The organism is Haemophilus sp. HMSC066D02 (assembly GCF_001810545.1).
Taxonomy (GTDB): Bacteria; Pseudomonadota; Gammaproteobacteria; order Enterobacterales; family Pasteurellaceae; genus Haemophilus_D.
Window position 1 is genome coordinate 387,543 of record NZ_KV801805.1, and the last position, 12,599, is coordinate 400,141.

9 protein-coding genes and 1 pseudogene are annotated in these 12,599 nt (G+C 40.9%); 9 read left to right on the plus strand and 1 reads right to left on the minus strand.

All coding sequences use genetic code 11. From position 1 onward, the window contains the following. Positions 1 to 88: 88 nt before the first annotated feature. The 8 genes and pseudogenes from HMPREF2750_RS04490 (at position 89) to HMPREF2750_RS04525 (ending at position 9,806) form a co-directional block, all read left to right on the plus strand. Positions 89 to 979 (plus strand): Fe(3+) dicitrate ABC transporter substrate-binding protein, encoded by an 891-nt coding sequence (locus HMPREF2750_RS04490; protein ID WP_070582772.1) that lies wholly within the window; start codon positions 89 to 91, stop codon positions 977 to 979. Then, a complete protein-coding gene (gene fecC, locus HMPREF2750_RS04495) occupies positions 979 to 1,968 on the plus strand; it encodes an iron-dicitrate ABC transporter permease FecC (protein WP_007526232.1) in 990 nt (329 codons plus the stop codon). Before HMPREF2750_RS04490 ends, fecC begins: the two co-directional genes overlap by 1 nt. After that, a complete protein-coding gene (gene fecD, locus HMPREF2750_RS04500) occupies positions 1,968 to 2,951 on the plus strand; it encodes a Fe(3+) dicitrate ABC transporter permease subunit FecD (RefSeq protein ID WP_070582774.1) in 984 nt (327 codons plus the stop codon). The genes fecC and fecD overlap by 1 nt, the downstream gene beginning before the upstream one ends. Further along, complete coding sequence (fecE, locus tag HMPREF2750_RS04505; protein ID WP_070582776.1) at positions 2,951 to 3,718, plus strand: Fe(3+) dicitrate ABC transporter ATP-binding protein FecE; 768 nt, start codon at positions 2,951 to 2,953, stop codon at positions 3,716 to 3,718. The genes fecD and fecE overlap by 1 nt, the downstream gene beginning before the upstream one ends. 203 nt (positions 3,719 to 3,921) lie before the next feature. Continuing rightward, positions 3,922 to 6,339 (plus strand): poly-beta-1,6 N-acetyl-D-glucosamine export porin PgaA, encoded by a 2,418-nt coding sequence (gene pgaA / locus HMPREF2750_RS04510; protein ID WP_070582780.1) that lies wholly within the window; start codon positions 3,922 to 3,924, stop codon positions 6,337 to 6,339. Positions 6,340 to 6,399: 60 nt separating this feature from the next. After that, positions 6,400 to 8,276 (plus strand): annotated as a pseudogene (gene pgaB / locus HMPREF2750_RS04515) (poly-beta-1,6-N-acetyl-D-glucosamine N-deacetylase PgaB). Between the two features lie 9 nt (positions 8,277 to 8,285). Continuing rightward, positions 8,286 to 9,527 carry a poly-beta-1,6-N-acetyl-D-glucosamine synthase gene (gene pgaC, locus HMPREF2750_RS04520; protein WP_070582782.1) on the plus strand — a complete coding sequence of 414 codons (1,242 nt, stop codon included), beginning with the start codon at positions 8,286 to 8,288 and terminating at the stop codon, positions 9,525 to 9,527. Positions 9,528 to 9,530: 3 nt separating this feature from the next. After that, the gene (locus HMPREF2750_RS04525) at positions 9,531 to 9,806 is read left to right on the plus strand and encodes an HmsD (protein WP_065420546.1); all 276 of its coding nucleotides are present in this window, start codon (positions 9,531 to 9,533) and stop codon (positions 9,804 to 9,806) included. 94 nt (positions 9,807 to 9,900) lie between these two features. Here the strand turns inward: HMPREF2750_RS04525 and pckA are convergent, their stop codons facing one another. Further along, a complete protein-coding gene (pckA, locus tag HMPREF2750_RS04530) occupies positions 9,901 to 11,517 on the minus strand; it encodes a phosphoenolpyruvate carboxykinase (ATP) (protein WP_070582784.1) in 1,617 nt (538 codons plus the stop codon). Between the two features lie 256 nt (positions 11,518 to 11,773). On the opposite strand from pckA, the gene HMPREF2750_RS04535 reads away from it, so the two are divergent. Continuing rightward, entirely contained in the window at positions 11,774 to 12,598 is an 825-nt protein-coding gene (locus HMPREF2750_RS04535) for an alpha/beta hydrolase (RefSeq protein ID WP_070582886.1), read from the plus strand. Position 12,599 lies beyond the last annotated feature (1 nt).

Here is a 12,599-nt window from a genome sequence, read left to right on the forward strand (position 1 = left end):
AATCCGACCAAATAGCTAAAATACAACTATTCTCAATAACATTGTTTGAGTGTATAATCCAAATGCTTTTTATTATTGAGGACATAACATGAAAAAATTATTCAAAACCACTTTAGCTTCTGCATTATTAATGGTATCCGCATTTGCTAGCGCCGTGACGGTTAAAGATGCGAAAGGTGAATTTACCCTTGATAAAACCCCAAGCCGTGTTGTGGCATTGGAATATTCTTTTGTGGATGCTTTAGCCCAAGTCGGTGTAAGCCCAGTGGGTGTGGCTGACGATAACAAAATCGATCGTATTTTGCCGCAAGTGCGCGAAAAAATTGCTGCATGGCAATCCGTTGGCACGCGTTCTCAACCGAGTCTTGAAGTGATTGCTTCTCTCAAACCCGATTTAATTATTGCCGATCCTTCCCGTCACACAGCGGTGTTTGAAGAATTGAAAAAAATCGCACCAACAGTGATGTTCGATTCCCGTCATGAGAGCTATCAAGGAAATCTTGAAACAGCACAAAAAATTGGTGATTTAGTGGGTAAAAGCGCTGAAATGAAAGCGAAGATCAATGAACATAATGATTACATTGCCAACATTGCAAAAAATCTAGGTGTACAAGGCAAAAAAGCCTCATTTGGTACTTCCCGAGAAGATAAATTTAATATCCAAAATGACAATGGCTATGTGGGTAGTTTCTTAACGACATTAGGTTTTGCTCCAACCAAACTCAATAGCGATCAGGCTTTCGTGGAAATCAACCTTGAACAATTAGTAATGGAAAAACCGGAATACTTGTTCATCGCCCATTACCGTGATGAAAGTATTGCGCGCAAATGGGAAGCCGAGCCACTTTGGAAAGCCATTCCTGCCGTAAAAGCAAACCATGTTTACAGCGTTGACTCCGACATGTGGGCGCGAGGTCGCGGCTTAGAAGCGAGCAAAATTATGGCAAAACAAATTGAAGGTTTCGTGAAACAAAAATAATGATGAAGTCTGCTTTCCGTTGGGGACTTCCCCTTATCATTCTGGCTTTCCTATTATGGGGAAGCCTGTTTTTGTATTATCCCATCGAAATTCGACCGCTTGCAGCGTTACAAGCGTTCCTCCCCGATGGCGATGAAATTGCCAAAATTACCGTAACCGATTTACGCCTGCCGCGCGCATTAGTTGGCATGATTTTAGGTGCCAATCTTGCGGTGGCGGGGGCGTTGTTACAAACCATTACGCGCAACCCGCTTGCTTCACCTACGCTACTCAGCGTGAACTCAGGAGCTAGTCTTGCGATGGTGACCGCCAGTGCTTTTAGCCCTTTGATTCTTTCTGGTTATAGCATTGCTTTAGTGGCTAGTATCGGTGGCGGTCTGAGTTGGTTTGTGGTGATGCTGATCAGCAACGGATGGAAAGACAACAGTGGGGATCGCAGCCGGGTGATTTTAGCGGGGATTGCTGTATCACTACTGTGTGCAGCGCTCACAAAATTGGTGCTCATTATTGCGGAAGATCATGCCTTCGGTATTATGAGTTGGCTAGCTGGTGGCATTGCACATGCCCGTTGGAATGAATTATTGACGTTATTTCCGTTCTTTATTTTGACCGCACTTTTCTGTCTATTCTTTGCTAGTCGTTTGAATTTACTCAATTTAAGCGATGAGTCCGCTCGTTCACTAGGCATCAATCTCTTCCGTTTACGTTGGTACGCTAACATCATGGCGTTATTGATTGTGGGCTCAAGCGTGAGTGTTGCTGGCCCTGTGGCCTTTATTGGCTTACTCGTGCCCCACCTTGCCCGCTATTGGATTGGCTATGACTTGCGAAAATCGCTCCCTATGGCGATGTTACTCGGCGCAATTTTAATGCTCGCTGCAGATACCATTGCCCGCGCGGTCAACTTTCCTAGCGAAGTGCCTGCTGGTGCGGTGCTTGCCTTAATCGGTGCCCCAGTCTTTGTATTATTTGCCAGAGGAAGACACTAATGCGAACCTCTCATGTATCTTTCCGCGCTATCGGCTTTTATGTCATCACGCTCAGTATGATGGTACTACTCTTTGGATTGAGTATTCGCCTTGGCACTTATACGCTTTCTTTTGAGGAAATTTGGGCGGCCTTTCAGCCTGACGATAAAAACTATTTTACCTTGATGGAATATCGCCTACCCCGTGCAGTATTAGCGATTTTATTAGGCGGAGCCTTAGCAATTTCTGGTGTGTTAGTGCAAAGCGTGGTGCGCAATCCACTTGCCTCTCCCGACATTTTAGGGATTAACAACGCGGCTGGGTTGGTTGCTGTTTCAGTATTGATGTTCTTGCCAAACTTGGCATTTTACTGGATGCCAATTTTTGCCTTTTTAGGTGGTGTGCTCTCTTTTGTCATTTTATGGGTCGTGTGCGGTTTTAACTTCCGCCCTATCAAAATGGCAATCATTGGGGTCGCACTTTCCGCATTGTGGGCAGCCATTAGTCATTATCTGATGCTTACCAATCCAGTCGAGATCAACACGGCGATGTTATGGCTCACAGGAAGCCTGTGGGGGCGTAGCTGGTCTTATTTGAATGTGGTATTGCCATGGTTAATCGTATTACTGCCCTTGCCATTTATTTTCTGTCGTGATCTCGACACCCTTGGTTTAGGTGAAAACAAAGCCTCTACCTTGGGCGTGACCGTAAATAAAGTACAAATCAGCGTTTTAGTGCTAGCGGTGGCCCTTTCCACTACAGCCGTGGCAATTTGTGGTCCGATTGCCTTTTTAGGCTTAGTTGCGCCGCATCTTGCCCGTCGTTTAGTCGGCGGCAGACATCGTACCCTATTACCGGCAGCCTTGATTATTGGCGCCCTCTTATTACAACTTTCGGATATTTTGGCGCGGGTGATTGACCCTCCAACTGAACTACCCGCGGGTATTCTGACCGCGATTATCGGTGCGCCATATTTCTTCTATTTATTGATGAGAACTAAATAATGAGCATTGAAATCAATAATTTATCTTTAGGTTATCAAGATAAACTCGTGGTTAAAAATCTGTCGCTAAAATTCCCGAAAAATAAAGTGATTGCGTTAATCGGCCCAAATGGTTGCTGTAAGTCCACCACATTAAAAGCGGTGGCTCGCTTGCTTAAACCGAAGCAAGGCTCAATCACCCATAAAGGTCAGGATATTTGGCAAAAAAGCCCTAAAGAATATGCCCAAGAATTGGCTTTTCTCCCGCAGCAACACTTGGTACCTGAAGGGATTAAAGTACGCGAATTGATCGCTTACGGGCGTTCGCCTTACTTAAACCTCTGGGGTAAACTCAGCCAAAAAGATGAAGAATTGGTGACTTGGGCGATGGCACAAACGCAAACTGCCGAACTTGCTGAACAGTTAGTTTCTGATTTATCTGGTGGTCAGCAACAACGGGTATTTTTAGCCATGACTCTTGCGCAAGATGCCGAATTAGTGCTACTCGATGAGCCGACTACTTATCTGGATTTAAACCGCCAAGCTGAACTCATGGGCATGATGCGACAAATGCAACAAAATGGCAAAACCGTGATTACGGTGTTGCATGATCTCAACCAAGCCTGCCGCTATTGCGATTACTTAATCGTCATGAAAAAAGGTGCCGTAATGGCACAAGGCACACCTGATGAGGTCATGACCGAAGAGTTACTTAAGGATGTGTTTGATTTGGATGTCATCATTCATCGTGATCCTATCAGTAACACACCGATGTTTATTTTGAAATAACGTTCAATCACTTCTCTAAATATAAAATAGGCGTTTTATTTTACTAAAACGCCTATTTTTTATCTCCCCCCTCCATTTATACACAATTAATGTTTTCCATCGCCCGCAGAGAGGTCGGACCTCTTTGCAAAACTTACACTTTTTTACACTGTCTGAAATAACGAAGCACTAGATAATTATTATTAATATAGTAGAACTAAAAAATGAAATCTCTAGCCCATGTCTTTAAGGCAATGCTATTAGCGGGTGTCAGTACCTCTGTAGCACAGGTTGCCTATGCCCAAAAATCCTCTATTGATACCGAACGAGAAAATATCATCATTTTATCTCGTCAAGGAGAAGTCCAATTAAATCAAGCCATTACAAAACTTGAGGCCTTATTTAAGAGGACAAACGATATTAAAGTACGCGATGATTTAATTACACTCTATCTGAGGACGAATCAATCCGCTAAAGCACTTTCACTTTGCGAAAGCTGCGCACCAGCGCAATTTTCCCAAAATGAACTGGAAAATTTAGGCAAAGCCGCTCGAAATGAAAAACAATACGACCGTGCTGTTGCATTCTATTCCCAATTGCAAAAGCAATTCCCTGATAATCCAAATGGATGGCTTGGTGGCGCATTAGCCTCCACTGAAACCAAAAACTACAATGCGGCAAAAAATGCACTGAATGTCTATAAAAAACGTTTTGGACAAGATCATGCTTATCTTGATGCAGAAAGTTATTTGCTTGATTTCACTGAACCCGACATGGCTAAACTTGGCCGCTGGCAACGTCAGTTAGAACAAAATCCGAAAAATATCACCTTGATGAGAGAGTTGTATCGTTTAGCATCGAAATACAACCTTCAACCATTACAAGAGAAACTACAAAAAGCCTATCCTGATCAATTCAATCAAAAAGATATGATGTGGTTTGAGCATGGTAAGACGATTACCTCCTCAAAAAATGCGACAACACCTACACAACAAGAAAAATCATTTGAAGAATTGACCGCACTTTTGGCCAAAATTAATCCTGAGCATCCTCTGTATCAACAAGCATTGCAAGATCGTTTTGTGATGGGTGTTCGCTTGAATAAATTTGATGAAATAAAAGACGACTTCAATACATTACAGGCTCAATCTAATGTACCTGCGTATTTAGAAGAAGCTTTTGGTGATTATTGGGTAGCAAAAGGCTCACCACACAAAGCATTAGCGATTTATCAAGCAATTGAACAACAAGCATTAACCAATAAACTCGCTGTAAGCGATGGTTTACTTCATAAACTCTCTCTCACTGCAAGCGATGCGGGCAAATTTGAATTGGCGCAACAATATTTAGAGCGTATGAATTCAAATGTTTATATCAATGACTATACCCGAACATCAAAAATTCTGAATCCTGGCTACGATTCTCGCTATTTTGGTTTGGCACGTTTAGCGTTATGGCGTGGTAACAGCAAATTAGCTCAGCAACTTATTGATGATCGTCTATTTAACAAAACGCCTGGTGATCCATGGGTTATGTTGCAAAAAGCGGAACTTGAGCGAAATCGTGGCAACTATGATGATGCCAAATTATGGGCGGAAAAAGCCGGTTATTTTTTGAGTAAAAATGATCAGCAAGAAGCACGCAATAACCTGGCAGAAACTGCTTTAAGTCAAAATGATTTACCAACAGTTTCAAAAACAATTGATGCAATGAATGAAGAACAACGTCAGTCAGCACAATCCCTCATAAACCATTACGAACAAGCACGTTCTGGCAAAATTGTAGGAAGTATCGGCTTACAGCATCGTACCTCACCAATCAGTTATAGCAATGAAAGTAGCCAAGATTATGCGATTTACACACCGAAAACAGCAAATGGTCACGATCTCTACGTTCATTACTTAGAAACTCGTTCCCCTTATGACAAAGAAAGTCTTATTTCTCGCCGAATTGGCGTAGGAACAGAGCTCAATTTCTATCCACTCCAAGTGAAAATGGAAAGCGGGAAAGGCGTTAAGCTTAATGATAAAGCCTATTTCTCTACAGAGGCAAATTATACCCTCAATCAACATTGGTCATTTAATTTAAACGCCAATATTAATGGTAGTGGTACTCCAGTTAAAGCCATCAATAAAGGTGTGTATACCAAAGATATTGGTTTCTCTACCACATATTCCTATTCTGATATTTTCCAAGCTGGGCTAGGTGGTGGCGTCATGAAATTTGATGACGGCAACTTAAGAAAAGAAGCCAATTTCTGGTTGAATCTCAATACATTCAAACATGACCGTTGGACGCTAACCAACAATTTCAGAGTCGATTACAGCAAAAATAAAACCATTGATTCTGCTGAATATTACAACCCCGCAAAAGCGACAAGCTTGGAATTCGGTGCGGATTTAAGTTACTACCAACCACTTAATTATGGCTTAGTCTTAAATCACCACCTGAAAGCCAGCATAGGTGCTTATAAACAGGCAGAACTCAGTCGAGAAAAGATGTGGTCGATTAGCTACGGGCATCAATGGCGTATTGGTAAAAAATTTGGCGTGTCTTATGAAATTGGTCGTAAAAAGAATATTTACGACGGCAGTGCTGAATTCAACAATTTCGGAAATTTAAACTTCTCTATTTATTATTAAATACTTAAGCGGTATAACTTTATGAGATCTCTAAAACATTTTGCAAAAATCATTATTTGCATGCTTTCCCTTTTTTCGGCTTTTGCCTTTGCACAAGATCGTTATGGCGTATTAGCTTATCACTCCGTTGTAGATGAAAGTGCGGCTGAAAATCAAAACATTATTTTCCTCAAACGATTTCTGCCCAAACGTTAATTAAACATTTTAATTGGCTAAAAGAAAATGGATACAACGTCATCAGTTGGCAGCAAGTTATCGATGCTGAAAATGGTCAAGGCACATTACCTGATAATGCGGTATTACTAAGCTTCGACGATGGCTATGAGACCATGTACAACGTGGTCTTCCCGCTATTAAAGGCTTATAACTACCCTGCTGTTTTTGCACCAGTGACGGGCTGGTTAGATACACCTGCAAATCAAAAAATCGCTTATGCCGATAAAATGCTAGACCGTTCTGTTTTTGCCACTTGGGCACAAGTGAAAGAAATGGAACAGAGCGGACTCGTTGAAGTTGCTTCCCATACACATAACCTTCATAACGGTATTAATGCTAACCCATCTGGTGGTCAATTGCCCGCTGTGATTGCACCTGAATATAAAAATGGTAAATATGAAACGGAAGATGCCTACAAAAATAGACTGCGATCTGATTTCGCCCTAACTGTTCAAACATTAGTCAATCATATTGGTAAGAAACCACGTGTAATGGTGTGGCCTTATGGACAATTTAATGATGTTGCGGTGCAAATTGCACGACAAGCAGGAATGCCACACTATTTCTCATTGGGAGAGAAAATTGTTAATAAAGTTGGCGATAAACACATTGGACGCTTATTACTGAATGCAGAAACCGATCTAAATACCGTTAAAAACTATCTCGATGGTATTGATGAAAGCAAGCAAATTCAACGTGTGCTACATGTTGATTTGGATTATGTCTATGATGCGGATAAAGCTCAGCAAGCCAAAAACCTTGATAAGTTAATCGACCGCATCTATCGCTATGGTGTGACGACAGTTTATCTTCAAGCCTTCTCTGATCCCGATGGGGATGGTGTAGCGGATGCCTTGTATTTCCCAAATAAATACCTTCCTGTACGAGATGATATTTTTGGCCGAATTGCCTGGCAATTGCAAACGCGCGCGGGCGTACAAGTCTACGCTTGGATGCCTGTACTCGCCTTTGATTTACGAAAAGGCGTAAAAGAGGCGGAATATGTCATTGATAGCCGCACTGGCAAGCCTTCAACAAAGGCTTATTTACGCCTTTCACCTTATAACAACCAGAATGTTGAAATCATTAAATCCATTTATAACGATTTGTCATTCTATGCCAAATTTAATGGCATCTTATTCCACGATGATGCGTTCCTAACCGATTTTGAAGGTGCAGAAGGCACTCACGCTGAAGGCATGGTTAGTCCACAAGCAAAACAAAAAACACAGGATTTAATCCAATTAACCCATCAACTCACTGATGCGTTAAAACCTTATTTCTTGCGTGGTTCATATTCTCTTAAAACGGCTCGTAATATTTATGCATCAGTGATCACAACCCCAAATGCAGAAGAATGGTTGGCTCAAAACTTAAAAACGCTCACCGAAAATTACGATACCACGGCCATTATGGCGATGCCATATATGGAAAATGAGCAGCCTATTTCACAAAAAGAAGCCTATCAATGGTTTGCTTCTCTTATTGAAAATGTGAAAGCTCAAGCACCATTAGATAAAGTCTTATTTGAATTCCAAGCGGTGAATTGGCGAACTCAAAAACCAATTCCTGAATCCGAATTGATTGATTGGATGACGCTATTGCAAAAAAATCATATTTATAGCTATGGCTACTATCCGGATAACTTTTTAACAAACCAACCGGATATGAACAAAATGAAACCGTATTTTTCCGTAAATACGAATGCAGGAAAAAAATAAGGATTGATCATGAACCAACAATTCTTAGAAGCAGTGAGTATCTTCGTATTCATGTATCCTGCCGGGATGGCAATATATTGGGTGACGGCAAGTCTGTGTTATTACCTGTTTATGGAAGGAAAACTCGGGCAACCGACTTTCCAACAAATGCCCAAAGAACGCGTTCCTATGGTCAGCATTATGGTGCCTTGCTACAACGAAGGGGACAATCTAGATGAAGCTATTCCTTACTTGCTCCAACTCAGATACCCAAACTATGAACTGATCTTTATCAATGATGGCAGTAAAGATAACACAGGTGAAATTATTGAACGTTGGGCAAAAGCTGACGAACGCATCGTGGCGCTTCACCAAGAAAACCAAGGTAAAGCCAGCGCATTAAATCATGGCTTGTTAGTTGCTAAAGGTGAATATGTGGCCTGTATTGATGGCGATGCGGTATTGGATTTCGATGCGATCGATTACATGGTGCAATCCCTCGAATTAAACCGTGCTTATGGCGCCGTTACAGGAAACCCACGCGTACGTAACCGCAGTACAATCCTAGGTCGCTTACAAGTGTCTGAGTTTAGCTCCATTATCGGTTTAATCAAACGTGCTCAAAGCCTGATGGGAACCATCTTCACCGTATCTGGTGTATGTTGTTTATTCCGAAAAGATGTAATGGAAGAAATCGGTGGCTGGAGCACCAATATGATCACCGAAGACATTGATGTTAGTTGGAAAATTCAAACGGCCGGTTACAACATTATGTATGAGCCTCGTGCCTTATGTTGGGTATTAATGCCTGAACGTCTTTATGGCTTATACAAACAGCGTTTACGCTGGGCACAAGGTGGTGCTGAAACCATTCTCAAATATTTCCCTCAGGTCTGGCGTTGGAGAAACCGCCGTCTATGGCCAATGTATGCCGAATATTTTGTTACCGCAACTTGGGCAATCTTATTGGTTGCACTGGTTGCGCTTGCACTATACCGCAAGATTACTTTGGGTATAGGCATTCAAAACATGGAGTTGTTTGAAACAAATATCTCAATCATGTTTTTTTCCTTCTTCTTACAGTGTCTCTTAAGCTTATACATTGATTCACGTTACGAAAAAGGATTGATCCAATATGGAATTTCCTGCATTTGGTATCCCTACGTTTATTGGTTACTCAATACAATAACGTTACTCGTTGGAATCCCAAAAGCGATTTTTAGAAACAAGTCCAAGCTAGCTGTCTGGACAAGCCCTGACAGAGGAGTTTAAATAATGGCAACCGCCACTTTACAACAATTGATGGTTATTAATAAAGGTAGCAGTCTTCCCTTGCTGATTAAAGCCAAAAGCTTTGTACTAGATCTAGTTACCTGGGCTTTATGGGCTTATATCATCACTTTTGTCGCGAGATATGCGGAACGCATCTTCACTAAACCGATTCTGGAAAGTTTCTTTTTCGTTGATGTGGTCAGCATCATGTTTTCTGTCTCTGCGGTATTGGTCATATTGGCTTATATTTGGTCTATTCTTACCGTAGCAAAAGAATAACTCGCAAAAAACTTAATATAAAAACCGCACTTTGGTTTACAAATCAAAGTGCGGTTATTTTTAGAAATGTTTAATTAGATACGATATTCTCTAATTAAGCTTTTGGACCTGCTGCGATAAGCGCTTTACCTTCTGCGTTAGTTGCATATTTTTCGAAGTTTTTCACGAAACGTCCAGCAAGATCTTTCGCTTTTGCTTCCCATTGTGCTTTATCCGCATAAGTATCACGTGGGTCTAAGATCGCAGAATCTACGCCAGGTAATGCTTTTGGAATCGCTAAATCAAAGATTGGTAACTTGCCCATTTCTGCTTTTTCAATAGAACCATCTAAGATGGCATCGATAATACCACGAGTATCTTTGATTGAGATACGTTTACCTGTACCGTTCCAACCAGTATTAACTAAGTAAGCTTCTGCACCAGCAGCTTGCATACGTTTAACTAACACTTGAGCATATTGTGTTGGGTGAAGAGTTAAGAACGCCGCACCGAAACATGCTGAGAAGGTTGGAGTTGGTTCAGTAATACCACGCTCTGTACCAGCTAATTTAGCAGTGAAACCAGATAAGAAGTAGTATTTAGTTTGCTCTGGTGTCAATTTAGACACAGGAGGTAATACACCGAATGCGTCCGCAGTTAAGAAAATTACTTTCGTTGCGTGACCAGCACGAGATACTGGTTTAACAATATTATCAATGTGATAAATTGGGTAAGACACACGAGTATTTTCAGTTTTAGAACCATCATCGAAATCAACTGAACCATCAGCACGAACCACGACGTTTTCTAATAATGCATCACGACGGATTGCACGATAGATATCTGGCTCATTTTCTTCAGAAAGATGGATAGTTTTCGCGTAGCAACCACCTTCGAAGTTGAAGATACCTACATCATCCCAACCGTGCTCATCGTCACCGATTAATTCACGTTTTGGATCGGTAGAAAGGGTGGTTTTACCTGTACCTGATAAACCGAAGAAGATTGCAACATCACCGTCTTTACCTACGTTAGCAGAACAGTGCATTGCACCTACACCTTTAAGTGGTAGGAAGTAGTTCATCATTGAGAACATACCTTTCTTCATTTCGCCACCGTACCAAGTACCACCGATTAATTGGATACGCTCAGTTAAGTTGAATGCAACGAAGTTTTCAGAGTTCAAACCTTGTTCTTTCCAGTTCGGGTTGGTGCATTTAGAACCATTCATTACCACGAAATCAGGTTTAAAGGTTTTTAATTGTTCTTCTGTCGGACGAATGAACATATTTTTCACAAAGTGTGCTTGCCATGCTACTTCAGTCACAATACGCACTGCGATACGGTCTTGTTCACTTGCGCCACAGAAACCATCAACCACGAATAAACGTTTACCAGAAAGTTGTTTAGTCACAAGACCTTTCAAGCTTGACCAAGTTTCTTGAGTCATTGGTTTGTTATCGTTTTTCGCCACATCAGAAGTCCACCACACAGTATCTTTTGTGGTATCATCTAAAACGATGTATTTATCTTTCGGCGAACGACCGGTAAAGATCCCTGTATCAACAGCCACCGCGCCAGTTGTGGTAAGTGTACCTTTTTCAAAGCCTTCTAAGCCTGGTTTGGTTTCTTCTTCAAAAAGTTGTTCATAACTTGGGTTATAAACCACTTCTTTAACATCATGAATACCAACGGCTTCAAGTTCTTTAATTACGTTTTTAACATCAGTCATAGTTCACCTCTTGATTAAAGTTTAAAAATTTTTCCTATGTTCATTGTATGGGAATTATCAAAAAAAAAATGTTAACTAGATCTCATTTTTGAACATTCATTGGAAAATCCTACCCCTTTTTAGGTGGTTTTAGAGGCTGGGATACAAGAAGGTTGATTTACCCATCACATTTTCGATATAGTGAGAACTATTATCAACTCAAGACCCGATAACCATGTTCTCATTTCTGCGTTTACCCTTTTTATTTTGTATGCTGATGTTTACGCAAAGCATACAAGCAGAACCCGACTTTAAAATTCCCCCTATTCAAGAAAGCATGAAAAAAATGTATCAAATTCAACAAAAAGATTTTACTTTTGAAGGCAAGCATTATCGTTTATTTATTGCTGTTCCACCGAAAATGTCGAAAAAACTGACCGCACTTTATACGTTAGATGGTAACGCTCAATTTCCAATAGCAGTGAATGCTGTCAATCCTAACAAACCTCTCCCCCTTATTGTCGGTATCGGTTATGTATCTGATAAAGCTTACGTCATTGAGGAACGAATGAGAGATTACACTTTTCCAGTAGAAGGCGCTGAATTTGCCAAAGGAGGGAAAGCCGCTGATTTTCTACGTTTTATTCAAGAAGATGTAAAACCTTACATTGAGCAGCATTTCGATATCAATAAGGAAAAACAATATTTCTTTGGCCATTCTTTTGGTGGGTTGTTTGGATTATACGTGCTCTTCCATCAACCAGATTTATTTCAATATTACACCTTGGCAAGCCCTTCTCTTTGGTGGGGAAATGGCTCATTTTTACCTCAAAATGAGCTATGGATTAGCCAAAAACCGTCACATATTCTGATTACATTAGGCTATTATGAAGAACATCCTGAGCAGGATCCGAATATGACTGAAGAACAATTACAGCGTATTAATCAACGGAAACAAATGCGAACAATCAATGCGCATCAATTGGCGAAAATATTGGAAAAACAAGGTAATTCCGTAGAGTTTATTTCCATTCCCAATAAAAATCATGGTGGCTCGATTCCTGACGCTATCAAACATTGTTTGGAACAAGTTCAACAATAAA

Coding starts and splice junctions, on each gene's coding strand:
- fecE (WP_070582776.1), top strand. CDS start 2,951: ATGAGCATTGAAATCAATAATTTATCTTTAGGTTATCAAGATAAACTC.
- pgaC (WP_070582782.1), top strand. CDS start 8,286: ATGAACCAACAATTCTTAGAAGCAGTGAGTATCTTCGTATTCATGTAT.
- HMPREF2750_RS04490 (WP_070582772.1), top strand. CDS start 89: ATGAAAAAATTATTCAAAACCACTTTAGCTTCTGCATTATTAATGGTA.
- HMPREF2750_RS04535 (WP_070582886.1), top strand. CDS start 11,774: ATGTTTACGCAAAGCATACAAGCAGAACCCGACTTTAAAATTCCCCCT.
- fecD (WP_070582774.1), top strand. CDS start 1,968: ATGCGAACCTCTCATGTATCTTTCCGCGCTATCGGCTTTTATGTCATC.
- fecC (WP_007526232.1), top strand. CDS start 979: ATGATGAAGTCTGCTTTCCGTTGGGGACTTCCCCTTATCATTCTGGCT.
- pckA (WP_070582784.1), bottom strand. CDS start 11,517: ATGACTGATGTTAAAAACGTAATTAAAGAACTTGAAGCCGTTGGTATT.
- pgaA (WP_070582780.1), top strand. CDS start 3,922: ATGAAATCTCTAGCCCATGTCTTTAAGGCAATGCTATTAGCGGGTGTC.
- HMPREF2750_RS04525 (WP_065420546.1), top strand. CDS start 9,531: ATGGCAACCGCCACTTTACAACAATTGATGGTTATTAATAAAGGTAGC.